Raw genomic sequence first — 26,006 nt, 5'->3', positions numbered from 1 at the left:
GCGAAAGGCATCACAGAATGAATCAGGAGGCAAAGACTGCAACCTGTTTAATCGCAGAATTCAGACTGAGGTGCTGGGCACGGATGAATTATGTTTCATCTGATCAACGGATCGAAACGTGGAACCCTATCGTATTAGATGAAATGAGAATGAAGGATCAAGAAATGCTTGAGACAGAAGACAATAGTATGAAAGCTCGTGTTTCATCCATGTATGTGCCACTGGCTCCTGGTGTCAAAAATCGAATCGATGAAGCACACCTCGAAACTTCAACGCCTCATATTCTGAAAATGCAAGAGGCCTCACGACACCTTCATAAAATTGCTGACAAACTGGTTGGCGAGTAACAAAAATCGATTGGTTTTTTATTTGTTGCGACCGATAGAACCATCTGCAAAGGCGTCGAGCAATAATACTTCAAGACGATCCATTTGTTCGGATTTTTCATCACCGGTTTGATGGGGTAGTTCATAATCGGCTGCTGCCGTTATTCGAATTCGTTTTGGTGCGATCCCTTTTTGAATCAAATAGAGCATCGCCTGACGCCCCCGATCATAGGTCAGAACCAGCTTATCTTGAATCGGTGAATCTGCGGGAAGCGGATTGATGGATGTATGCGATCTCAATTCAATCCTGTTTGGTTTTCCCGCCAACTCTTTGATAATTTGATCCAGCTTTTCCTTTCGCTGTGGATTCAGATCTATCTCCGTTTGATCATAATGAAGAGATTTTCCGACCTTCACGGGAACCCCTTCTCGCGATCGGAAAATGCGAATGTTACTACCCTCAATACCGCGCGTCTTAATTCCACCTCTTCCTCTTTCAGCAGTATTTGTATAGGACCCCAGCATACTCATCTGTTTTACCAGTGAATTCATCGGGAAATGCTTTCCCGGAGGAGATACAGGACCTGTACGGTATCCTGTATACTTTTGAATGGATTCCAGGATGGCCCGGTATTTTTCATCATTCACGATTTCACTCAATGAAACCAACATAATGAAAAATGTGAGAAGTAATGACATCATGTCGCCATAGGTCACTACCCATTCCGGGACTCCTGGTGGGTCATCGTCTGCCATGACAATGCGCTCCTGGAGGGTTCAGTAAGCCAAATTATCGATCGGCAATTCTTGCCGATCAGTAGAAAATACATGTTATATCTATAAACAGAATCGTCATGGGAGCCATTTCAGGTTACGCGATTTTCTTAATCCTGTTGAGTTCAAGGGCAATTTTTGGCCGAATTAACGCATTTTTGATAACTGGACAAAGTAAACAAGAGCCACAAAAAGACCCTCGGTTCATTGACGAATGCGATAAATATCTACAACATTAGGTTTTAGGTAAGATAAATTCCAAGCAGATCAGCGGGTGACCGTCCGAAAATCAATCTGTTGATCCTGGTAAAAGAAATAGGAAGTAATCGAGCGATGTCGAGCCCTCTCATTGTTCAGCAGTCTGATTTTCTCGCATTGTGCGATCAAATCTTAGACGCGGGCATTGTTGCATTCGATACAGAATTTGTTTCGGAGTTTACTTACCGTCCGGAGCTTTCACTGCTGCAGTTTGCATTAAACGGTCAGTCAGTGGCCGTCGATCCTTACGAAGTAAAAGATTTATCCCCCTGGTGGGAAATCATGACAAATGATTCCACGACGGTCATTGTGCATGGAGGCCGCGAAGAGGTACGATTTTGTCGGCATTTTTCTGGTAAGAAACCCCAAAAGCTGGTTGATTTACAGATTGCAGAAGGTTTGCGTTCACGCAGCTTTCCCATTTCTTATACAGCGCTGGTTGCGCGTGTATTGAATGCGAATGCGGGAAGTAAAGAAACCCGTACAGACTGGCGTCGCAGACCACTCACTGAGCAGCAGATTAAATACGCACTGGACGATGTAAAATACGTGCTCAAAATCTGGAAAACGCAGGAAAAAGAGTTAACCGATCTAGGTCGCATTACATGGGCCGATGCGGAATTCCAGCGCATGATTGACGAAGTCGATTCGGAATTTCATCGAGAAAACTGGCGCCGTCTTTCCGGATTACATAAATTAAAGCCTCGTGAACTGGCCATCATCCGTGAACTGTTCGACTGGCGGGACGAAGTGGCTCAGAAAAAAGACCAACCGGCGCGCAGAGTGATGCGCGATGATTTACTAATCGAACTTGCTCGTCGGAAGCCAACTACAACACAAGATCTCATAGCGACACGTGATTTAAATCGTAAGAACATGTTCAAGCTGGCCCCTGATGTGATAGAGCGTATTGCTATAGCGCAACAGATTCCCAAGGATCAGCTTCCTCAACATATCGAAAATCCCAATAACCATCAGAATCAAGATGAACAGGTCATCGGAAAATTGCTGGGTATCGCGCTGGCAAATCGTTGTGCAGAAATGAATGTCGCTCAAAGTCTGGTAGGCACAACCGCTGACTTAAGACATCTGGTACGCTATCACGTCTATCGAGAACAGAGTGAGAAGAAGCCGCGTTTAATGGTTGGCTGGCGTGCTGATGTATGCGGCGATTTATTGACGGATGTGCTTGATGGAAAAATTTCGATGCGCGTGGCTGATCTAGAATCAGATCACCCGTTGCATTTCGAACGCCAGGATTAACTTACTGACTTGAATCATAGCAGCGTTTTTTCTAACCAAGATTATGAGAATAAGAGTTTCCATGAAACAACTCATGCTCCTGATTGCCATCCTGATTCCTGGAACGCCCCTGCTTTCTGCAGAACCTGCCCCCGAAGAAGATTATCAAACTCTGCAAGGAAAATGGATTCGCAGCGATCAGGACTCGAAAGGATCTCCTCTTAGAGTTGAGCAGGAAATTTCGAACAAGATCTCGAAAGTGAGCATGTATGACCGAAATAGAAAACTGCTGCATTCACATCAGGCGAAATTCCATTTGCAGCGAATGTCTGACGTTTCGCTCTTCACATATTTTGACTTGGAAGTTCTCGAGGGGCCGAATAAAGGACGAAAACAGAAAACTCCGGTAACCTTCGTGTATCGCGTAAAAGACAATCGGTTTATCCAGGTTGAAGGAATTTTAAACGGTGACAAAATCCCAACTCGTTTACTCACCTGGTGGAAAGTGAAAATTCCGAGCTTACCTCAAGATACCTGATTCGATTCGCTCGGCGAAGATCTCTCCAAAGTCTTCAAAGTAATTTATTAGTCAATGCGTAGCGCTAAAAAATCACTTGCTAATAAGTCGTTCTGCCTCTTTGAGCTGGTTTTCAAATTTTATTTGTTCCGGATTGTTCTTTTGCTGTGCATTGTCCAGCATCTTCTTAAGATGGTCTCTCGCGGCCCACATCAAATGTTGCATGTGCGGGTTGCTAGAGGACGCATTTGCTTCCAGGTCTTTGATGATGGGGGCCATTTCGGTTGTGACTTTTTTATTAAAGCTGCTCCATTCGCTTTCACTTGCCTGCTTTTGCTTTAACGCCAGAAACTCTTTATGAACCGCCTGAAGTTTCGCCAGTTCCTCTTGACCACCTGGAGAAAATAAGCCTCCCAGGGGAACAAAATAAAAGACCGCACCTAAAACGGCTACAGCAGCAATGCCACCCAAAATTTTTGGATCCATGAGAGGCCCTAATGCCTCTAGTGGATTTGACCGTTGGACTTTCATTTTTGGTTTCGGACGAGGGGGAGGGGGAGCAACAGGCATTGGAGGAGGTGGCGCTTGTGCGGGCGTTGCTGTCTCCATTTTTTTCAACGGATCTGTTTCAAGTTTTGTTTCTGTTTCTTTTGTTTCTGCTGTAGGAGTTTCTTCCTGGGGCGACTGCTGTTCTGCAGGTTTTTTTAATTGCAGTGCTTCAATCTGCCACGCTTCGAACCACTCACCTTTTCGACCCAGTTTTAATAAATCTGTGGTTTCAATGCGTTCCTGTTCTGCCCACAATTTTATTTTATAAGGTTCAATCGGACCATATCCCATACCACCTAGCTTGCAGTACCATTTTTGTTTCGAGCGTGCCTTGAATATCGGCGGTTTAGGAGGTTCCGGAATTGTCTGTTTGGTTTGCGATTCAACCTCAGTATTTTCGGAATCAGAATCAACATGCTCGGTCTCGGACTCTGTATCTTCATCTTCATCCAAGTCACCACCAATCGAACTGAGAAAGGCCACTGTGCGAGCGGCAACCCAATCCGGTTCAGTGGATGATTTGACTTTGTCATTGGGAGCTAATTCACCATCGAACAGCAGTTGCATGAGATCTTCCGCCGACATCGGACCCAGTTCCTGATTCAGAATTCGGCAGAACCATTGAATATTCTGATGTTTACTTCGAACCGCCTCGAGCGTGGCAAAACGGGGTGCCTGTGATTCCAGATTTGAAGAGAGTTTGTCTTCATCTTCCACTATGGAAAACCCATCCAGGGAAGGTAGATTTTCCTTTGCTTCGACACCATACGAGGAATCAACAATAGAGAACTCATCCAGTGAAGGCATCTCACTGGATGCAGGCGTATGCTGGTCAGACTCTGTTTCGAATAAACCGTCAATGTCTTGGGCAGGAAACCAGTTGCCCGATTCGCCATTTTTGATATCCATTTGAGGAGTTAATTTGCCTTGATGAGCCATCGCAAATAGTTCTTCAAATGAGATGGGGCCACATTCTTCATTTAATTGTTTATAGTACCAGCTGTCCCGTGACATTTTTTTGAAACAATCTTCGTCATCTAAAATTTTGAGTAAGATTCGATATTGAGTTCTGGAACGCAGGGATTCCATGCTCCTGGCCGCTATTTTAGTCTGAGAGGTGGGGCGCACGCAAATCTATTGTCTCAACTGAATTTTATTAAACCGACAAAAATCATCGATCCTGTCGATAACTCGTTCAACCGTGCATAAAGCGGGACAAAGCAGCAGTCATGGGCAAGAAAATCTGTCCATTTCTCTCCCGCGTGAGATGGACGATTAGCGAGCATTTGACGAACGAGACTCAAAACCGATGGGGATTACGACTTCGCTGGTACTGGCTTTCGCTTACGCGTCAGTAGTGCCATAAAAAAGATGAACATGGCACAGAAGCAGCAGGTTCCCGCAAACCAGTCACCATATTTCGTGTAGAGACTTGTACGGTTATCTAGTGGTATCGTATCAATCAACACGGCGTTTAATGATTTGTTCCAGCGTCCTGTTTTAGAATTGACAAATGAGGTACGTCCCTGATCATCTCCATCAATAAAGACATCTGGTTCGACAATCATTCCATCGCCGTCTATGACTGCAGACACACCTGTATTGACGGCCCGGACCATCGGAGTTCGGTTTTCTACACATCGAAAGGATGCAGTAATCAGGTGCTGATCCAATTCACTCGAACCATGAAACCAACCATCATTCGTCAGATTGACGAGACAGTCGATCGGTTTTTCAGTTGAATCAGATGCAGAAGACTGATTGACCATCGAACGAACCAGATGAGGTACGGTATCCTCAAAGCAGATGATCGGAGCAAAATTCCAATTTTTATATTCGAAGTTGGCAGCATGCTTTCCTGGTTCAATACCCATGGAGGCGCCATAGGGAGAAAACAGACTCAAAAATGGCAGGGTCTCTTTGAGCGGTAGATATTCACCGAAGGGTACTAAATGAATTTTGTCATATCGCGATACAAGGCCGTAGTCAGGGCGTATGAACGCGGCTGAGTTAAAGTGATCGACTTTCGAGTCGCCGGCCGAAACGGTGTCCAGCCCGATTACGAGAGCTGCGTTGGCTTCCTGACTCATATTAATGAGTGATTTGCGAACGGAAGGTTCGCTCCATTTTTCCAGTGGTACTTCGGGAGCAATCGTCTGTAATTCCTGATTCGTTTTTCCATTGCGTTCGATCAAAGGCCAGCGAAACATGGTTTCCGGCCAGACAATTAAATCAGGCTGATAGCGGACCGCGGCTCCCATTAGAATCTGATGCTTTAAGTAGATGGATCTCCATGCATTGGGGTCATGCTTTACCGAAGTCGGAAAATTCCCCTGAATCAATGCCACACGGGCGCCATTCTGGAATTCCGCTTGTGAGCGACGTACATAACCATATCCGAGCACAGCAAAAAATAGACTCAAGCAAACTGCCGTCTGTATAATCTGTTTGAGACTAATCTGATCCATTTTTTGTTCTTCGGGAGTCAGTTTCGGCGGAAACAGCTTGAAACGTCTCATGAGTGATGCCGGCAACAGATCAGCAAAACAGGCCGCCAACATCACGACTAGAAAACTCACTCCGTAGGCACCTGTAATGTCACTAATCTGAATCAATTCGATCCAGCGATACTGCGTATGCCCAATGTAGTACCACGAAAATCCAGTCAGTAAGTAGGCACGCATATATTCCAGACCAACCCACATGACTGGTGCAGCTAAAGGTAGAGGAAGATGAAAACGATGAACTGCCAATCTTGTGAGCAACACGAAGACTGGGAAATAACATGCGACATAAACTGCCAGCGCAATCCAGGCGACATACATGGAAGGGTCTCCCAGTCGCATCCATTGGAATGTGAGTGTGGTAAATAACAGACCCGAACAATAGATGGCCGTATACATCAAACGAGTTTTACGGGGAACTCTGACCAAAAGTAAAAGTGGAATCAGGCAAACCCAGCCCAAAGGACCATAATCAAGGGGCGTAAAACTGGCCCACATCAGGCAGGCGGTTAACCCCGACATCAGCCAGGCACCTAATGCTGGCGCTGGTGAAGTGCGCGCGGTGTTGATAATTTTTTGAACGTCCTCACCCAGCGGCTGGTCATTCTGTAACTCTTTTTTGGAAGACATGTCATCAGACACAGAAGATGTTTCCAGTGAGGGTTGATGGGCGGGAGAATTTTCAAACGTCTTTACGGTAACGGCCATAATTTCCATCCTTGGAATTTAATCTCGACAGGCAGGTTGATCTCAATCCTGCTATGAGTGAAACGTCCTGTTTCATCTCAATCTGTAATTTATTTTACGCCAAATCAACGATCCTGAATGGATCAGTTCACTGAAAACGACCTCATTTTGTGTCTGATCGACGTGATTTTTACTGAAATTGACCATTTGAGAGTAGATCAATCATAGGAGAAAGTGGTGGTGCTACCATAAAAAAGTCTCAACTTTGAGACCCGTCTGAAAAAGCTGGTTACCGCTGGGGAATAAAGCAACGGCATTCGCAGCCACGGTTGAACGCAAATCGGCTGAGCCCAGGGTTTTTAAGGGAGTCACGACGGCTTCATTACTCTCCCACTCTACTATCGCAGGCTGATAAGTCGGGCGATTTCCACGTGTCTGGAAATCAGACTTCAGTCGTGCTTCAAGCGGGTCAGGCTTTGGAGAGGGAAAACCCATGAATTGACGGATGGCAGTGCGAACAAATAATTCGAAGCAAACCATGCTACTGACGGGGTTTCCGGGCAATCCAAAGATATAGCAGGGGGCTCGGTTTTCCTGTTCCAGCAGACCAAACCAGAGCGGTTTTCCTGGTTTCAAATCGATTTTGTGAAAGACCTGTCTTACGCCCGCCGCCTGTAATTCAGAAGGGACGAGATCTAACGTCCCTGCGGAAACTCCACCAGAAAGCAAAAGAAAATCGCTCTTTAATCCTTCATTAATCTTTTCACTCAAATGACTTCGCTCGTCACGGGCAATTCCCAGAGGAATAGGCCGCGCATGCGACTGTAACACCTGTGTATAGAGCATGACCTCATTGGAATTTCTGATTTGTCCCACTTGCGGAGATTCATCGGGAGCAACAAGTTCATCACCCGTTGCCAGAATGGAGAGACTGGGAGGACGTCGAACCGAAACTAAGGAGCTCCCGGTTTCAGCCAATGCCCCGATTTCCTGAGCTCTGAGCAATGTGCCCGCTTCCAGCACGGCGGCTCCCCTTTTGAGGATTGAAGCGTGATAGAGCATATTTTTTCCTGGAGAGACGGGCGAAGTCTCAATCTGCACGCTCTGCTGTTCTTCATTAATTTTACAATGCTCAATCTGGACGACGGCATCTGCTCCCTCAGGAAGGGGGGCTCCGGTCATAATTTGTGATGTTTGACCTGTTTGAAGTGGCAATGTGGGAACACTTCCTGCATAGATCGTTTCCAGGATTTGCAGTGTCGCGTTCCCGTCGATGAAATCAGTGCTTCTGACCGCAAATCCGTCCATTAAAGCTTTATCAAACGGCGGAACATTTACGTCACTCACCGTTCCTGAGGCGAGAATGCAGTGATCCGCTTCAAACAATGAACATTGATGAGGGGTTATGGGAATAACGGTCTCTAAAATCAGGCGAAATGCCTCTTGAACACTCAGCATAGTTAAATCTTTCCTCTGCCGATCAGACGCCGGTGAGTTGTTCTGCGGGAAGTTGGAGGAAATTTTTCAGCAGTGTAATGCCCTCCAATGTTAGAAAACTTTCGGGGTGAAACTGGACGCCATGCACGGCTTTCGTTTGATGCCGAATTCCCATAATTTCTTTGGGATGCCCCTCCTCTTCCACCCAGGCACAGATCTCAAGTTCGTCAGGAATGGACTCTTCGGGAACAATCAGACTGTGGTAGCGGGTTGCCTGAAACGGGTTCGGCAGATTTTGAAATACGCCTTGGGAATCATGATGCACCTGAGAAACTTTCCCATGCATCAGCCGATTGGCACGAATGACTTTTGCTCCGAAGACTTCCGCAATACATTGATGCCCTAAACAAACTCCCAGAATCGGAACTTTTCCCGCAAACGATTCCACAACCTCTTTGGACAGACCTGCTTCCTGAGGAGTACAGGGGCCTGGCGAAATAATAATTTTTTCCGGGCTGGACTGTTCAATTGCTTCAATGGACGTCTGGTTGTTGCGGACAACCTGAATGTCCAATTGGGGATCAATTTCCCCAAATCGTTGCACCAGATTATAGGTAAACGAATCATAATTATCGAGAACGAATATCACGTTACACCTTACGGATTATCAAGTTGAGTCGTTTTCACAGTTTTGTGGATTCATATCATAATCAACAAAAATCAGAAAAGCGACTTGCCCAAATCAATTAGTTCTTGAGTCTTACAGACCCGCATTGAGACAACGGATTTGAGTCGATTTCTGAAAAGCCCAATCCTGCGATCTTACAACCGGATGATGGCTTAATAAAGAGGACAAGGTATTTACTGCATTGTTCTTAAGAATATTGATATTGACGAAAAATAGTGAAAATTGGTATTAACCCTGTCCTTATCTAAGCTCCCGGGGGGACGGTATGCTTTTTTGTATACGGTTACAATTCGCTGTCTCTTTTGGATTGGGAACTTGAAACATTAGGAGTTGAGGTTGGGCTCCCGAACGAAATCTGACTGGTTACAGAAATTCAGAATCACACAGCGCCAGCTGTTCTGGATGGTGGTATTTTTGCCTATTTTTTGTGCGATTTACTATCTGTCGTTCTGGCTGCGCTATGAAGGCTCTCTCAACGTTGATGGCGTGCTGGGAGAAAATGGCTTTCGGATGTTTCGTTCCACTGTCCTCTGGGCAATTGGATTGAAGACATTTACTTTCTGGAGCAGTGGCGTCTATAAAATCAGAAGCCGCTATATCACGATACTCGATCTGGTTAACCTTGCTAAAGCCGCCACATTGAGTTCCGCTGCCCTGGCAATGGTTGATTATCTCGTCTTCCCCAATATTATGATTCCCCGTTCGGTATTTCTCATAGACTGGGGTTCAACCATATTAGCCGTCTGTGGATTTTGTGCCGGTATTCGCATGGTTCAGGACAGCGGTCGCTTTTTTCATAACCAGGGCGATTGCAGGTCCACATTCATAATTGGAGCCAACCAATCCGGTGCTTCGCTGCTGCGAATCATTGAACGGAATAAGGAATCGTGCCTGAGGGTTGTCGGCTTTCTAGATGATCATACCAGTCGAATTGGAACGCGGATTAACGGAGTTCCTGTTCTGGGTACCTTAGAGGAAATGTGTTCGCTGGCACAAAAATATGGTGTCTCCGATATACTGTTACCTGCAGATGAGGTTCCCGGAAAAACAGTCCGTCAACTTGTTGCAGCGGGAAATTCCGCTCAGATTCAGGTTCAGGTTCTCCCCAGTTATCAACAATTACTCTCGGGAAAGGTCGAGATGAAACCACGTCCGGTTTGTATCGAAGACCTGTTGGGGAGAGAACCCGTTCAACTCGATATGCAGAATATTCGAGACTGGATGGATGACCGCGTTTTAATGGTAACCGGAAGCGCGGGAAGTATTGGTTCAGAAATCTGCCGCCAGCTTTTACAGTTTTCTCCGAATAAACTCATTCTGGTGGACCGCACAGAAAACAGCCAGTTCTTTCTGGAACGAGAATTGATCAAGCTGGGATACCAGGGGCGGTTTGATGTTGTCATAGCGGATATCAATGACTCGAGACGAATGCGTGCAGTGATGCGAGAATATCAACCTGACATTCTCTTCCATGCAGCCGCTTATAAGCATGTCCCATTGATGGAAAGTAACCCGGGAGAAGCCGTTAAAAATATTGCGTTGGCTACCAAACATCTTGCAGATCTGGCAGAAGAATTTGAAGTTGGTACTTTCGTGATGATTTCATCCGATAAGGCCGTCAATCCCACGAATGTCATGGGAGCCAACAAACGTATTGCTGAGCTTTATGTACAATCCCTGGCAGCGCGTTCAAAATGCCATTTTGTGACGGTTCGTTTTGGGAATGTTTTAGGTTCAGCCGGTAGTGTCGTCCCGATTTTTACGCAACAAATTCAGAATGGTGGTCCGATTTCGGTAACCGATGCGCGCATGCAGCGTTACTTCATGACGATACCGGAAGCATCGCAACTGGTGATTCAGGCGGGTGCTATGGGACGTGGCGGCGAAATTTTCGTACTCGATATGGGTGAACCTGTTCGCATCATGGATCTGGCGGCAGATCTGGTTCAATTATCCGGATTGAAACTTGGCGAGGATATTGAAATTGAGTTTACGGGATTGCGTCCCGGAGAAAAGCTTTATGAAGAATTGCATGTGGATGGAGAAAAACATGTACCTACATGCCATCCCAAAATCATGGTCGCGGACAAAATCAGTTTCAGCGAACAATTTATTCATGAAGCGTTCCAAAGACTTTCCGACCTTACCGAGCAACCTTCAGATCTCATTCTGGAAGAGATCCAACGAATTCTGCCCGAATTTCAGTCTGCTTATTTGAAGTCAAACAAGCCCTCCTTCAAAAGAGCCGCATAATCCGCCACAAAAGAGAAATCGTGCATTGCATGATGCACGACGGGCGGTTTCTAATCTCGCTCTCCATGCTTTGATGAGGGCTATTTCTGTTGCGCTGGATTTGATGGTTACGCAGGCTGAAAAACCTGCGAAAAGCCTGTCATTTTTTCGGGCGCGTGGAAAGTCGTGAGCTAGACTTGCTGTGTACGCATGGGCTGGGTCGCACCGGACGTACGCAATGATCTGCAAATGTCCCCTCATACAGAGATTCCGATGACTTCCGAAAAACCTCGTTATATTCGCCGTTATGTCTTTACCGTAATCATCCTGGTGTTACTGGCTCCTTTTCTAATCTATGGTGCGCATCAAAGTGTTGAAAGCATGTGTATTGCCCCTGAAAAATGGGCGCCATCATTCATGCAATCAAGGCAGGATTATCAAAAGTTTATCAAGGGGTTTGAAAGTAACGATTTATTTTTAATCAGTTGGCCCGGGTGTACTGTAGATGATCCGCGGCTGATTCAATTCGAAGAAGCCATCAAAGCGCCCCGTACGACTGAGTTCGGCGAAACACATGCGTCTTTGTTTGACAGGATTATCACCGGAGCTGGTACCGTTAAGTCGTTGACGGCCCCTCCCCTCAAATTACCTCGAGAAGAAGCTTTAGAACGCCTGAAAGGTGTTCTCATTGGGAAAGATCTGGATGCCAGTTGTGCGGTCATTATTCTGACACATCGTGGAAATGAGTTACGCAGGCAATCAAAAGACCATGTCCTTTCTGTTGCGCAAGAAGTTTGTCAACTGCCATTGGAAGATTTTCATATCACAGGTCCTCCCGTGGATGGTATCGCCATTGACAGTGCCAGCATTCACAGCGTGAATCTGTTTGGAGCGTTGTCTGCTGTTCTGGCGACTGGCTTATGCTGGATTTGTATTCGTTCCTGGATGCTGACAGGCACAATCCTGCTGGCAGGTTTATTTGGGCAGGGACTTGTACTCTCAATGGTTTATTATTCGGGTGCCCCACTGGATGCCGTTTTAATTATCACACCTTCACTGGTATTTGTACTTACGATTTCAGCCGGCGTACATCTGGTGAATTATTACTATGATGAGTTATTTGCCACCAAAGCCCAGTCGAAATCTGATGCAGAAACTGCTGTTCGAAACGGGTTTTCCAAAGGATGGCAACCGTGTCTTCTGGCAGCTGTCACCACTGCAATTGGACTGGGTTCATTGATGGTCAGCCAGATTACTCCCATTGCGATATTTGGCCTGTTATCATCCCTGGGCTTATTGATTACGCTCAGCGTATTATTGTTGATTTTGCCTGGTGCGATGCAGCTTTGGCCACCCCGGCAAATTCTGAAATATAATCGCGAAGGTCAAACGGCAACGACACCAAAATATTTCACGCGCATCTCATCCTGGCTGGATAAGATGCCTCACTGGCTGGAACGATATTCGGTTCCGGTCTTCCTGTCATCCATCTTGCTGATGGCAGTTTCCGCTTATGGTTTACTTTCGATTCGTTCTTCAGTAGATGTTCCATCACTGTTTCCGCCCGGAAGTCAGGTACTGGATGATTATCAATTTAATGAAAACCGCATGGGGCCGCTCATACCTGTTGAAGTGGTGATTGAATTTAGTCCTGATTGTAAAAAGACGTTTCTGCAACGCCTGCGAATCATCGACAATATCGAAAAAAAAATCAAAGACATCGACGGATATACGGGTACCATGTCGGCTGCGACCTTTGGCCCGAACCCCGTTGAATATAATGGCTTTGAATCGATTTTCAGAAAAGTCGTGATCAATAAAAAGCTGAAAGAGAACCGAAGAGCGGTTCTGGATTCGGTTTATTTATCAGATACCGATGGTCAGGAATCGTGGCGAATTAGTGCCCGGGTTCCTGCGCTGCAAAAAACCGATTACGGAGCCGCCTTAAATAAACTGAAAACCACTCTGCAACCCGAACTTGAAAAATATGGTGAGCAAGGTGTGCATTTAACCGCTTATTACACTGGGATTATGCCTTTAATCCATACAGTTCAGCAACTCATTTTGCAGGACCTTACCTGGAGCTTTCTGACTGCGTTTGTACTCGTCGCTCTGGTCATCGTAATCGTGCAGCGTAGCCTTTGGACTGGATTATTGAGTATGCTGCCTAATATTTTTCCGATTGTGATTGTATTTGGAATCATGGGCTGGATGGATATCCCTCTGGATATTGGCTCGGTGATGACTGCCAGTGTTGCGCTCGGAATTGCCATTGATGATACGTTGCATTTTCTGGCATGGTTCCGCCGAGAAAAATCGTTGAATCATACGACGGAAGAAGCGGTTCACTCTGCATTGAAACATTGTGGACGAGCTATGATTCACACAACGTTTATCTGCGGACTCGGTTTACTGGTCTTTGGTTTCAGTGATTTTATTCCGACACAACGCTTTGCCTGGATGATGTTGGCATTGCTGACAACGGCATTGATTGGCGATTTGCTCTTCCTGCCCGCCATGCTGATGCAGCCCTTTGCAAAACACCTGCAATTTGCGAAAAAAGGAATCTCTGATAATTTGAATATCAGACCATCGTCTCTTTCAACAGAATAACATGAACGCCGTCTGTTCAATGGATGTCCAGATTTGCATGCTGCCCCATCTGTTGCAGCATCTCACGGCGTTGCTTGATGCGATTGACCAAATCAATTCGTTGCTGTTCGTGACGTTTTTCGATGCGCCTTTGTGCCTGATAAAAGTAACGGAGTGCAATACTCAATTCCTGGCTGGTCCCATAAGAATCGCTTAACTTTTTGGCTTGTTCTTTTCCCAGTCCTACAGTCAGAATTTCATCTTCCAGTGATAGAAATATTCGTGCACTGCCCGGATCTCCCTGGCGAGCAGAGCGTCCCGTCAATTGACGATCGATGCGGGCCGATTCATGCAACTCCGTGCAAATCACATGCAAGCCGCCCTGCTCTGCAACCCTTTCACCAAGGAGTATATCCGTTCCGCGTCCCGCCATATTGGTCGCGACAGTAATGCGACCCGGTTGCCCGGCCTGTTTCACGATGGCGGCTTCATTTTCATGATTCAAAGCATGCAAAACTTCATGTTCCAACCCGGCCTTTAAAAGTCGTGCTGATAAAAGGTTTGACAAATTAACAGAACGGGTTCCGATTAGCACTGGTCTTCCCTGCCGATACATGGCGGCAGTTTCTTCTACAACCGCATCCCATTTTTCTTCTGCTGTCAAGAATATAAGTTCGGGTAACCTCTGACGTTTCTCTGGGCGATTCGTGGGAATTTTGATAACGGGAGTTTCATAAATTTTTCTCAGTTCACTGGCTGCGGAGATTGCCGTTCCCGTCATTCCGGCCATTCTGGGATATCGAGAAAAGAGCTCCTGAACCGTGGTTTGCGCGCCGACTTTGGTAGGTGAAGTAATCTCGAGTCCTTCTTTGGCTTCAATGGCTTGATGCACGCCATTCTGCCACATGCGGCCTTCTGAAATGCGGCCCGTGAATTCATCAACGATTGCCACCTTTCCATCACGGACGACATAATCGCGACCATTCTCGAAATAGTTATGCACCCGCAAGGCACGTTCTGAAGAAATATATGCCGTTCCCGTGTTGAGTGCTGAGGGGGAATCATTCTGCAATAACATCTCTCGCACAATTCGACGACCGGCTTCTGTTAATTCCATACCACGTTGTGGACCATGATCAATATAATGTTCATCCACCGTTAATTTGGTCACATGGGAAGCACTCCACTGGCAGGCGATGACCAACTCTGCTTCTTCGTTCGCGTCAGTTTGACCGATGATCAAAGGAGTTCGCGCTTCGTCTATTAAAAGACTGTCAGCTTCATCAAGAATCACCATATAAGGCTTGCGCGGATTCAACAATGGCTGCTCAACCCGATTGTTTTGCTGACCGAATAACTGCTGGCGACGTGAAGTGGGTCGGGAGTCTGGTGCGCTGAGTAAGTCTCTTAAATGATCAAATCCAAATTCCCGTGCTGTAGCGTAGGTGATATCACACTCATAAGCGGCCCGTCGTTCTGATAAAGTAGAATTGGCCGTGATCGTTCCCACGGTCATTCCCAACGAATGATAAACGGGACTCAACCACTCAGCATCACGTTTTGCAAGATAATCGTTGGCTGTTGCAATGTGTATCCCTTCACCGGGTAGTGCATTCAGGCAAAGCGTTAATGCAGCCGTCAGGGTCTTGCCTTCTCCGGTTTGCATCTCTGCAATCGCTCCCTCATGCATGGCAATCGCCCCCAGGTATTGAACCGGATAAGGCGTCATACCTAGATGACGCTTCAATTGCTCGCTGACGACAGCAAATGCTTCGGGAAGTAAATCCGTGAGAGGTTCACCACTTTGCACGCGATAGCGTAATGAGTTCCATTCATCAAATAACTGGGAGTCCGTTTCGGAAGCCAAACCCTGCTGTGAACGTTGAATCTGATCGATGAGATCCCACCAGAGCGTAGGGATTTCCGTTTCACCTGTCAGGAGAAATCCGCGGAGCCGATCTGTCAGAGAGTTGATGAAGTTCGCCACAATGAGTCTTTAAAATCCTGACAAGAGCTATTATTGAAATGAGTCGTTTATTCTAACTAACTGGCAGAGCCGTTTCGATTCTTTTTATAAGCAAGCCTGCGAACAACCTGAAATAGATGTTCCGCGTGGCCTTTCAGCAACATCATCTACAAACCAATGTGGTGTTTGAGCAACAAATGAAGCGTAAACCCCGTGAATCCAGGGGGTTTAGCGGCTCTTTACTGAAAAGGCATTTTTTATGCCGTCAGGAGCGAAGAATGAGAAAAGAATCAGCAATCAGTGATGAGAATCAGCGCCTTGATCAACCTGTTTTACCAGCGAGGTGATTTAAACAAAAATTGCCTCTTGCTTCTCATTCTAGAAAACTGGTGTTAGAGCAATTTTTTCTGACGCGGATTTTGTTTTGCTTTCGAAGATTTTTTGGGAGAATCGCTTTCAGAAGTCTGTTTTTTAAGCCGTTTCCCATTTTTTGTTGAGGGTGCACTGACGAGCGGGTTCTCCTGGCCGTCCAGGGGTTGTCCGACTTCGATGTCGGTCAGACGTTGTTGTGCGCGCGCCCCATATTGTTCGGAGAGTTCAAATCCGACAAACTGACGGTTTAACTTCTTCGCTACCGCCAGCGTGGTTCCACTACCCGAAAAAGGATCAAGCACAAGTTCTTCCGGATGTGAACAGGCACGAATAATTCGTCCTAAGAGTTGTTCGGGCATCTGACATCCATGCCAACCCTGACGTTCCTTAAATGTGCCATTGATGCGGGGAAAGTACCATGTGTCTTCATCTGCTTGAAAACTTTCCGGAATATCCTGGGGCCTTAAGATCCAGGTATCGTCGGGAAGTCGTCCTTTGGGATTGGCTCGCTTATCTCCATAAACCAGTTGCCGGGCGGAGGGAATTCGAATGGAGGGATCATCGGCATTGAAGGTGAATTGTTTTGGATCTTTGACCATGTGAAATAAATGGGCATGTGATCGGCTGAATTTATTTTTGCAGTTCACGCCAAAAGTATAATACCAGATAACCCAACTGCGGCAGGTGAGTCCCAATTCTCGCTGCATCATGACTTTGAGTTCAGCCGCATATTCATCACCAATGGCCAGCCAGAACGTACCATCCGGTTTTAAGAGCCGCACCACTTCCGACATCCAGAGCGAACACCAATCGAGATACTGTTCACTTTCGAGACGATCTTCATACTTATCGTACTCATAGCCAATATTGAAAGGGGGATCTGCGAATGCCAAATCAATGGATTCCGCTTCAAGATTCTGCATACCCGCAATACAGTCCTGAATATGTATCTGATTCAAATTTGTCATTTGTTGAGACTGTTTTGTTTATGAGTTTCGGAACATTATTTTTTTCGACGGATGCGTTTGTAACGAACATTACAGCCGATGGCAATGGTCTCTGAGATTTCCGGCTGTTTCCCTTTTAATGTTGCGTCGATTGCTAACGAAACATAATCACGTTTGACTTTGCTAGCGTCGGTAGCATCATCCATGGCTCCCATATAAATCACTTTTCGATCTTTATTTAACACAAAAAATTCAGGGGTCCGTGTGGCTCCGAAATTCTGTCCTATTTTTTGCGATGCATCAAACAGATAAGGAAAGACAAACTTTTTTTTCTTTGCCTGTTCTTTCATTTTTTCCAGACTGTCTGCGGGAACCAAATTCACGTTGACAGCAATGACAGCAACCGGTGACTCTTTTGCAGAATACTTTTGGGCCAGCCGATTCAGTCTCTCTTCATAATCCACGGCATAAGGGCAACTATTGCACATAAAGGCAATCACCAATACCTGCTTCTCCTTAAACGTGTTACTGGAAAACATTTTTCCATCCGTCGCGGGCAATTTTTCCCACGTGGGTGCCTGATCTCCCACATTAAGCACCGGGTTATACTTGCCAGCAGATAAATTTGTATTCCCTGCGCTAACAAAGATTAATATTGTCAGCAGTGATATCAACCGTCGTAATGCCGTCATCATTTCAAACCCAAATCAATACAATAATATTGTTACCAAATGCTGATCTCAGTTTACCAGGGGACATCAAAATTCACGCGTTTGGCCAGTTCTTTCAGTTGACTGGCATGGTCGCTATGGACATACAGCCCTTCCTCTATCGCGCGCTGGGTCATTTCCCATTCCAGTTCTCCCGGGATTTGGACCCGATCATTCACGTTAGTGGGTTTCAATTGATGGATGGCTTCTGTCGCGGAAGCCAATGCGTCAAGAAATTCATCTTCGGGAACAAACTGTTTGAGATCAATCACGTAGAAAAAATGTTCCGACCCTTCGATTTCAGGTGCTTTCCTTTTATTGATGGGCAGTTTACCTCCCGCCAGTGCACCGGTGAGAATCGAACTGATCATTGCCAAACCATAACCGCGGGGACCAGCTGCTGGCAGAAGTGTTTTGACTGCTGCTGAATCGGTGGTTGCTTTACCTTCACTATCCAAAGCATAACCCGGGGGAATTGGTAATCCGTAGAGGGATTGTGTCTCCAGTTTCCCCCATGATGTTTTGGCACATGCCATATCTAGAACGAAGGGGGCTCCTTCGCGTACGGGAACTCCCCATGCAATTGCGTTATTTGCCGTTGCCCCCTCGGTGCTCCCGTGTGCTGCAACAGTTGCCCTGCCTGTGTTGGTCGTGCAATATCCAATCATACCGGCTTCGACCGCCATTAATACATAAACGGCTGCAGCGCCGAAGTGATGACTGTTGCGAACGGCAACCGTACCGGTCCCCACTTCCCGTGCTTTTTGAATTGCCAGTTCCATAGCACGTGTTGCGGCTACATGCCCTACTCCTCTGCTGCCATCGAGAACAGCAATCGCCGGAGTTTCAGAGATTGTCATAATTTGCGCGCGGGGATCAATGTCACCCATATCCATTGCTTCCAGATACCGCTCTGCGGTACGGCTCCCGTGTGAATGGATGCCTCGCAGGTCGGCTTCAATCAATCGATCAGCGGCGATTTCTGCTTCAACCTGAAACATACCCATTCGGACAAAAAGTTTGACCAGCAATTCTTTGAGTGGATCCAGTGGAATCAGAACTTCCTGGGATCGATCCTGAGGAGGAGAAAAATGATCCGACGACATAATAGTGGCTCTCAATATTGGGTTATGTGCTTGCGCACTTCAGTTTTTGTGAAGAGTAAGAATCAGACTCTCATCATATTATAGCCTAACGCCAATTCCAGCCTGATTCGACTCTGAAGAGGTGCTGCCGAGCAAACTTTTATCGAATCCACGGCACAGCATCTGAGATTCTTTGAGAGAAAAACTCGCTATTTCGCTGACAAATCAACCCGGACAATTTCTTTATCATTACGGGCAAATACACTTTTCATGGCAAATGCGGGGTGTGACCAGATGGTCATACGACGTTGCACGCGGCGCGTGGGCTCGATCAATCTGGCACGGCTGATCTCTTCATAGCCCTTGGGAGTCAAATTGGCAATAATCAGATCGCCCTGTTCGTTATGCAGGAAGTAACGATCTTCGTGCGGAATAATGAAGGCATTCCACCAACGTCCTTTGCCGGTCGCTTTTTCTGTTTCCCACAATCGGCTACCGTTGCTTGCATCCAGACATCGGAGCTGGCCATAACTGCACACGCCATAGATATGCGTTCCATTGAAAAAAGGCGTCATCATGATCGGATGCAGTCCATCAGTTTTAATTTCGCTATCACTGTTTCCTGACCAGATGATTTTCGCCTGATTGCCATCTTGAGAAACTTCGATCATTCGCGGGCCATTATAAAAGCTGGCAACGAATAGACGATTACCTGCTTTACGAGGCGTTGCGATAGTGAGGCCATAACGAACACCGTAAGGGACTTCCCAGATCACTTTACCGGTCTTCGGCTCCAACGCCGAAACCGCGGTTGGATGCCAGATGATGAGTTCTCGTTTTCCACCAAACGTAAAGATAACCGGTGGTGCATAACCGACGGCTGAATCATTGAGCGATCGCCAGAGTTCCTTGCCTGTGGCTTTGTCAAAACTGACCACTAACGAATTCTGTTTTCCACCTACCAGTGAGATGATTTGATTGCCATCCACCAGTGGAGCAGCCACCGCGCCCCACGCTGGAAGTTTTGTGCCATAATCCTCTACAAAGTTTTTACTCCAGATGACCTTGCCATTTTTCGCATCAAAGCAGAAAAAATGGCCTTGCGCGCCAACAGTATAAACGCGACCGGAATCGATCACCGGGGTTGAACGGGGGCCAGCCGGATAACTGACTGAATACTCGACCGGGTACTCATATTTCCAAATCTGTTTTCCAGTTTCGGCATCCAGACAGAGAACCCGCTCATAGCCGACACGCTGTTTGAAGATGCGATCAGTGACAAAGACACACCAGCGGGAATCCACTTCGGCAACGGCAGGTCCTGAGTAACCTTCGCCGAGCGGAGCCGACCAGACGCGTGGCAGCAAACCGGTTGTGGGTAATGTTTTGACAATACCAGTTTCCCGCCAGACGAGATCCTGTTGCGGTCCACCCCATTGCGGCCAGTCATCAGTGAAGCCGACTTGAGAAAGCAGACTGGAACACAGAACTGTAATCATCAGAGTCAATTTTCGCTGCATCATTGCCTCGGCCGATATTCGGTTTCTTAAAAGTTATTTGACTTCGTGGACCAGGAGCATGTCATGCCCTAAGGAAGTCCAGTCGGTTCCAGAAATCAAAACAATCTGGCTGCCCGTGGTGAGGAAACCATTTTTTTTGCCATAACTGGTAATATATCTGAGTATCTCCTGAGGTGATTTATCAACCACGTCTGTCAGGAGTGAAGTGACTCCCCAATACAGGGTCATGCGGCGTGCGGTCGCTGGTCTATCGGTTAAGGCAATTGTAGGGACGGTCCGACGCTGCTTGGAAAGCGCCATCGCCGTTTTGCCTTCGTGTGTGCAGGTCACCATTAAATCCGCGTCGAGTTTTTCCGCTGTGATACCGGCCCCTAGTGTGACCGCTTCTGTGACTTCGCGGGCATGCAGGCGGCGATTGCTGGTCGTTTCTTCCGAGTGAAGATTAGAAGAGAGAATTCGGGCCGCTTCTCGCACGATACGGCTCATCATTTCCACAGCTGCCAGGGGACTGACGCCCACCGCGGTTTCTCCGGAAAGCATGACTGCATCACTGCCATCTAGAACAGCGTTGGCCACATCACTGGCTTCTGCGCGTGTCGGAAACGTATTAAACTGCATACTATCGAGCATTTGCGTGGCAGTGATGACTGGCACTCGGGATTGATTGCAGAGATGAATGATGCGTTTTTGAATGATGGGAACGCGTTCGATATCAACTTCAACACCTAGATCACCGCGTGCCACCATGACCGCATCGGTTAGCTTGAGTATTTGTTCGATATCGCTGACGGCTTCAATTTTTTCAATTTTGGCTACAATTTGTGGACGGTCAACGGGATTCAGCTTGTCGATTTCTTCATTCAGATGTTTGATATCATCTGCAGATCGGACAAAGCTCAAGCCGATATAATCAAGTCCATGTTCTACTGCCCAGGCGAGGTCTCTGAGGTCTTTTTCTGTCAGACTCGGCGTGCTGAGTTGAACGCCGGGCAGATTCACTCCCTGTTTACTGCGAATGATGCCTTCCCGCTCTACGATACACTCAACAAACGACCCATCGGCTGATTTTTCAACCACGCGCATGGCGACCATACCATCGGCCAAAAGTATCGGGTCACCAACACGAAGATCTTCGATCAAAGGCTCATAGGTGCACGTTAATTCTTGCGGGTTATTCGTTTCCAGACCTCGAATGAAGCGGAAATTCATATTTTGATGACATTTGATTTCGCCACCTGGCAAAACCCCCAGTCGAATTTTGGGACCGGATAAATCACCTAGAATTCCAATTGGTATTCCTGATTCCTCCGAAATTTCATGGATATTTTTAACAATCTCTGCCAGCTTTTCATGGCCTCCATGTGCAAAATTCAATCGAAATAAATCGACGCCGGCTTTAATCAGGCGGCCCAGCATGTCATGTGAATCGGAAGCGGGGCCGACTGTGGCTATGATTTTGGTTTTTACCAGCGGCTGTTCTTCATACTGATTTTCGCTCATCATGAACCTTTAGAAGTTTTTTTTGATTACCATCATTTATCTACCGCACTTTGAAATGAAGAACACAAACTCAATTTTTCAGACTGGGTTGAAACCATTGCTGATTCATTTGTTTAATTGGTTCACCGGGTTTTGCAACCCGAAACTTTCCCTTTAGACTGACTGTCGTCGGGCGAATACAGGTCTTATCATTACAAGCTTGGTATTTTACATTGAGTTCGAGCTGCTCCTCTTTTCCACCCGCCTCGGCGGGAATTTCTAATATACCGCGAATGACGACCTGTTTTTCATAAACCTGGAGCGGTTGATCGAAATTTTCCACCTCAAAGGCATGACCGGCGGGATATTTGACCTTGGATAATTTCACGTTCTGATTTGACTTAATGGTAAACGTGGTGGGAACCAGAAAATCGGGGCTGGAAGGATTCGTGTTGATGTGCCAGCCTTTTTCTATGTTCAACACAATCGCAACCTGACAGATTTTGCCAGCCGGCAATTTATCGACGGAGAGATAAGCTTTAGCGGAGACCAGTTTTTTCTTTTGGCTTGTCTGGCCTAAACCGGCAGCGAGAAGTAATTCCACACCGGGATTTACAGCCGCTAATTGTTCCGAATTTTCAATTGATTGAAATTGAGATGCTTGCACTAATCTGAATTCGTCAATTGGTGTGAAATCATCTGCGGGGGAGGAAATTGCTGATTGTTTTCCGTCGTCGGTAGATGCGAGCGATTCACCAACCGCCTGCACCAGTTGGGCACAGCGCCCGGGATAACGTTTGATGATTCTTCCAAACAATTGCAGGGTCTGGTTAGCGTATTTGTGATATTTCGGTTCTTTAGTCAGTTCGGATAAGAGAATCAGATTTCGGGTGCTGATGCTGTTACCGGACGGAATTGCAGAATCGTATGCATTTTTTGTGCGTGCAATTAATTTTTCGTGGTCATGCGTGGTAAAAAAGAAGCCATGCTCTTTCTGATCCCAGAACAGCTCGATCTGCAAATCCGTTAATTGACGGGCTTGATCCAGCCATTGCTGTTTGTCTGTCGTCTGATATAAGGCCAGTAAACCTCGCACGAGAAACGCATAGTCATCCAGATACGCATTCAGTCGTGCCTGCCCTGAACGATAGCTGCGATACAAGTGACCTTGTTCATCGCGCATGTTATCGAGAATAAACTGCGCTGCTTTTTCAGCAGCCGCGGTGTATTCGGGACGTTTCAACACTCGACCGGCTGTCGCCATCCCTTCAATCATCAAACCATTCCAGCTGGTCAGAATTTTATCATCTTTTAAAAGCGGCTTTCTTTTATTACGAATGGTGTGCAGTTTTTGTCGCATCGCCGCGAATTTGGTCTCGAGTGCTGCAGGAGTTGTTTTCTTCTTTTTGGCAAATTCCTCTAACGATATGACGCGATGTAACACATAGCCGTGTTCGAAGCGGGAAGGCTCGTTTAAGCCGTAGAATTCGGCAAACAAAGTATAATCATCACCAAGAGTGGTTTTGAGTTCATCCTGAGACCAGGCATAATTCTCACCTTCAATGCCATCGGTTTCGGCATCAAGGGCGGAATAAAATCCTCCTTGAGAATCCGTCAATTCGCGGAGAACGAAGTCAATAATTCCTTCGGTAACGTTTTTATATTGAACATTGCCTGTTTGAGCAAAAGCATTTGCGTAAAGCGAAGCCAGTTGCCCGTTATCATAGAGCATTTTTTCAAAGTGAGGAACGTGCCAGTAACGGTCAGTACTGTAACGATGAAAGCCACCTCCCAGATGATCATAGATCCCACCGTTAGCCATCGCAGTGAGTGTATGATACAGGACTTTGGCAGACTCTGCTGACGTCGCATCACTGGCAGAAGACTGGATGTCATACTGCAACAACACGAGTTTGGATGAAGTCGGAAACTTAGGTGAGTTCGGACTGACTTTAGAAAAATCAATTCCGCCGAATTCCGCATCATAGCTGGCATTGACCGACCTGACTCCCGCTTTGACCAGTTTACTTTCGATCAGAACTGGTTCCGCTGCCGCTTCTTCTTTTTGCAGGCGTGCTACTTCACGAGCAATGATGGTTGCACTCTGACTGACTTGTTTTTTGTCTTCTGTCCAGAGTTCATGCACGCGTTGCAAGACGCGCGGGAAGCTCATTCGGCCTCCCTCATCCGTGGGAGGGAAGTAGGTACCTCCGGCAAACGGTTCTCGATCCGGAGTTAAAAACATCGATAAAGGCCAGCCACCATTCCCGGGTGCGCCAATGAGGTGAAAATAAACACTTAACGAAGTCATATAAATATCATCGATATCAGGCCGCTCTTCGCGATCGACCTTAATATTCACGAAATGCTTGTTCATATATTCAGCGATTTTGGGATTTTCAAAAACCAGACGTTCCATCACATGGCACCAGTAACAGCTGCTGTACCCAATTGAGAGAAAGATGATTTTGTTTTCTTTTTTTGCTTTTTCAAATGCGGCAGGGCCCCAGGGATACCAGTCTACCGGGTTATGCTTGTGCAGGAGAAGGTAGGGACTGGTCTCTTTCGCGAGCCTGTTTGTAAATTGGGGTGATTCTTTTTTTGAGTCACTTAATTTTGTATCTGTCGACTCTGATGCATTTTGTTTCGACGCCTTCTTAGAATCATCATTGGCAGATAACATTTGCTGGCTCCAGTGGGAGCTAATGAAAAAAGTGCTAAGAATCAGGGCGAACCACCAGTTTGATTTTTGGTTCAAATCCATTTTTGTTCCTCCAGGTGCGGGCAGATGGCTCATAGCCCGGTAATACATTTCAGGTTTCTGGCGGCTTGTCGAACTACGACTTTACCGACGGCGGGTTAGGGTATCTTATCTTATACTGATACTGACGACTATTTAATATTGGAAGAACCGGAACATTTCAGTGTGATACCACACGTTTCTGAAGAAAGTGGAACCCCTATTTTATCCTGGAACCGCAGCCTGTTGCAGAATCTGTCGTATGATTTCACTGGCACGCGCTCGTTGATTTTCCCGTACCAGTGATTTAGTAATGACACGATGTGCTAACACAGGCACTGCCAACTCCTTGATATCATCCGGGGTGACATAGTCTCGCCCTTCAGTCAATGCCTTGCCTTGGGCAGCATGTGAGTATGTAATGGCTCCACGTGTGCTGACACCCAGCGTGAGTTCGGGATGATTACGAGTGATATCTACAATTTCCAAAATGTAATCCGTCAAAGCGTCATCGATTCGTACATCGCTGACGGCTTGTTGCAGTACCCTTAATTGCTTGATCGTCAGCACAGGCTGTAGTGTATTCACAGGTTCGCCTGAGCGATGCTGGATCAGAACTTCGCGTTCAGTCGATCGTTCCGGATATCCAATATCAATACACATCATGAAACGATCAAGTTGATTTTCCGGTAAAGGGTATGTTCCTTCAAATTCAAATGGATTTTGAGTCGCTAAAACAAAGAACGGAGGTTGCAATGTAATTGTTTGTCCTTCTACACTCACCTGCCCTTCATTCATTGCTTCTAACAGTGCACTTTGAGTGCGAGGAGGCGTGCGATTAATTTCATCAGCTAGAAGTACATTGGAAAAGATCGGGCCTTTCCGGAATTCGAATTCGCCAAGATTAGGAAGAAAGACATTCGATCCCAGGATATCCGATGGCAGCATGTCTGGTGTGAACTGAACCCGTGTGTAATTACAATCCAAACTCTTGGCAATGGCTTTCGCCAATGATGTTTTCCCAACACCCGGCGCATCTTCGATCAGAATATGGCCTTCCGCTAATAATGTGACGATTGCGAGCTGTACCACTTCCGGCTTGCCTATAAGGACGCTGGAAATATTTTCGTGAAGGGTCTTGACCAGACTTGCTGTCTCTTGCTGGGTACGAACTTCCATTTATGATCCATTTCTGAAGGGAATGTCTACTGATGCAGCGGGGAGCACAATCGTTCTAAAAAGGTTCAGAATTACAGGAATCTACCATTCATTTCAATTCACAGATTCTTAGCTGTTATGGAATAATGCAAAAACAGGTAAAATAATTCTGTACAATTGTGTGAATGAATTCCATTATAGAGAAGCTAATTGTAAAGAAAAC

Annotated in this window: 18 protein-coding genes; 5 read left to right on the top strand and 13 right to left on the bottom strand. The window is 46.4% G+C overall.

The genetic code is table 11. From position 1 onward, the window contains the following. Positions 1-164 precede the first annotated feature (164 nt). Positions 165-347, top strand: a complete 183-nt coding sequence (locus tag Q0668_RS03040) for a hypothetical protein (protein ID WP_298859801.1) — start codon at positions 165-167, stop codon at positions 345-347. Positions 348-365: 18 nt separating this feature from the next. On the opposite strand, the gene Q0668_RS03035 is transcribed toward Q0668_RS03040, so the two are convergent. Further along, positions 366-1,082: a flagellar motor protein MotB gene (locus Q0668_RS03035; protein ID WP_298859799.1), complete on the bottom strand. Its 717-nt coding sequence runs from the start codon at positions 1,080-1,082 to the stop codon at positions 366-368. Between the two features lie 351 nt (positions 1,083-1,433). Here Q0668_RS03035 and Q0668_RS03030 point away from each other — a divergent pair, with 351 nt between their 5' ends. Together Q0668_RS03030 and Q0668_RS03025 are read left to right on the top strand one after the other, a co-directional pair. Continuing rightward, the gene (locus Q0668_RS03030) at positions 1,434-2,621 is read left to right on the top strand and encodes an HRDC domain-containing protein (RefSeq protein WP_298859797.1); all 1,188 of its coding nucleotides are present in this window, start codon (positions 1,434-1,436) and stop codon (positions 2,619-2,621) included. Between the two features lie 61 nt (positions 2,622-2,682). Next, positions 2,683-3,138 carry a hypothetical protein gene (locus tag Q0668_RS03025; RefSeq protein WP_298859795.1) on the top strand — a complete coding sequence of 152 codons (456 nt, stop codon included), beginning with the start codon at positions 2,683-2,685 and terminating at the stop codon, positions 3,136-3,138. A 72-nt stretch (positions 3,139-3,210) separates the two neighbouring features. On the opposite strand, the gene Q0668_RS03020 is transcribed toward Q0668_RS03025, so the two are convergent. The 4 genes from Q0668_RS03020 to Q0668_RS03005 all read right to left on the bottom strand — a co-directional run bounded on the left by Q0668_RS03020 (position 3,211) and on the right by Q0668_RS03005 (position 8,943). Next, positions 3,211-4,680: a DUF4339 domain-containing protein gene (locus Q0668_RS03020; protein WP_298859793.1), complete on the bottom strand. Its 1,470-nt coding sequence runs from the start codon at positions 4,678-4,680 to the stop codon at positions 3,211-3,213. 302 nt (positions 4,681-4,982) lie between these two features. After that, complete coding sequence (lnt, locus tag Q0668_RS03015; protein WP_298859791.1) at positions 4,983-6,878, bottom strand: apolipoprotein N-acyltransferase; 1,896 nt, start codon at positions 6,876-6,878, stop codon at positions 4,983-4,985. A 222-nt stretch (positions 6,879-7,100) separates the two neighbouring features. Continuing rightward, positions 7,101-8,315 (bottom strand): gephyrin-like molybdotransferase Glp, encoded by a 1,215-nt coding sequence (gene glp / locus Q0668_RS03010; protein WP_298859789.1) that lies wholly within the window; start codon positions 8,313-8,315, stop codon positions 7,101-7,103. Positions 8,316-8,337: 22 nt separating this feature from the next. Next, positions 8,338-8,943, bottom strand: a complete 606-nt coding sequence (locus Q0668_RS03005; RefSeq protein ID WP_298859787.1) for an aminodeoxychorismate/anthranilate synthase component II — start codon at positions 8,941-8,943, stop codon at positions 8,338-8,340. A gap of 453 nt (positions 8,944-9,396) precedes the next feature. On the opposite strand from Q0668_RS03005, the gene Q0668_RS03000 reads away from it, so the two are divergent. Together Q0668_RS03000 and Q0668_RS02995 are read left to right on the top strand one after the other, a co-directional pair. Beyond that, positions 9,397-11,235: a nucleoside-diphosphate sugar epimerase/dehydratase gene (locus Q0668_RS03000; RefSeq protein WP_298859785.1), complete on the top strand. Its 1,839-nt coding sequence runs from the start codon at positions 9,397-9,399 to the stop codon at positions 11,233-11,235. A gap of 252 nt (positions 11,236-11,487) precedes the next feature. Further along, positions 11,488-13,827, top strand: coding sequence for an MMPL family transporter (locus Q0668_RS02995; protein WP_298859783.1), 2,340 nt, complete (start codon positions 11,488-11,490; stop codon positions 13,825-13,827). A 16-nt stretch (positions 13,828-13,843) separates the two neighbouring features. Here Q0668_RS02995 and Q0668_RS02990 read toward each other — a convergent pair whose 3' ends face one another. The 8 genes from Q0668_RS02990 to Q0668_RS02955 all read right to left on the bottom strand — a co-directional run bounded on the left by Q0668_RS02990 (position 13,844) and on the right by Q0668_RS02955 (position 25,804). Next, positions 13,844-15,793, bottom strand: coding sequence for a translocase (locus Q0668_RS02990; RefSeq protein ID WP_298859781.1), 1,950 nt, complete (start codon positions 15,791-15,793; stop codon positions 13,844-13,846). A 371-nt stretch (positions 15,794-16,164) separates the two neighbouring features. Then, the gene (locus Q0668_RS02985; protein WP_298859779.1) at positions 16,165-17,067 is read right to left on the bottom strand and encodes a site-specific DNA-methyltransferase; all 903 of its coding nucleotides are present in this window, start codon (positions 17,065-17,067) and stop codon (positions 16,165-16,167) included. Between the two features lie 80 nt (positions 17,068-17,147). Further along, positions 17,148-17,786 carry a thioredoxin family protein gene (locus Q0668_RS02980; protein ID WP_298859777.1) on the bottom strand — a complete coding sequence of 213 codons (639 nt, stop codon included), beginning with the start codon at positions 17,784-17,786 and terminating at the stop codon, positions 17,148-17,150. Positions 17,787-17,836: 50 nt separating this feature from the next. Next, positions 17,837-18,907, bottom strand: a complete 1,071-nt coding sequence (locus tag Q0668_RS02975; protein WP_298859775.1) for an Ldh family oxidoreductase — start codon at positions 18,905-18,907, stop codon at positions 17,837-17,839. Between the two features lie 188 nt (positions 18,908-19,095). Next, positions 19,096-20,385, bottom strand: coding sequence for a PQQ-binding-like beta-propeller repeat protein (locus Q0668_RS02970; RefSeq protein ID WP_298859773.1), 1,290 nt, complete (start codon positions 20,383-20,385; stop codon positions 19,096-19,098). A gap of 54 nt (positions 20,386-20,439) precedes the next feature. Then, the gene (pyk, locus tag Q0668_RS02965) at positions 20,440-21,909 is read right to left on the bottom strand and encodes a pyruvate kinase (RefSeq protein WP_298859771.1); all 1,470 of its coding nucleotides are present in this window, start codon (positions 21,907-21,909) and stop codon (positions 20,440-20,442) included. 67 nt (positions 21,910-21,976) lie between these two features. Then, complete coding sequence (locus tag Q0668_RS02960; RefSeq protein ID WP_298859769.1) at positions 21,977-24,568, bottom strand: DUF255 domain-containing protein; 2,592 nt, start codon at positions 24,566-24,568, stop codon at positions 21,977-21,979. A gap of 282 nt (positions 24,569-24,850) precedes the next feature. Then, positions 24,851-25,804 carry a MoxR family ATPase gene (locus tag Q0668_RS02955; RefSeq protein ID WP_298859767.1) on the bottom strand — a complete coding sequence of 318 codons (954 nt, stop codon included), beginning with the start codon at positions 25,802-25,804 and terminating at the stop codon, positions 24,851-24,853. Positions 25,805-26,006: the final 202 nt, after the last annotated feature.

The organism is uncultured Gimesia sp. (genome assembly GCF_937910335.1).
Lineage (GTDB): Bacteria > Planctomycetota > Planctomycetia > Planctomycetales > Planctomycetaceae > Gimesia.
The sequence above is the reverse complement of the archived record's forward strand: the minus strand, read 5'-3'. Positions and strand labels throughout refer to the sequence as shown.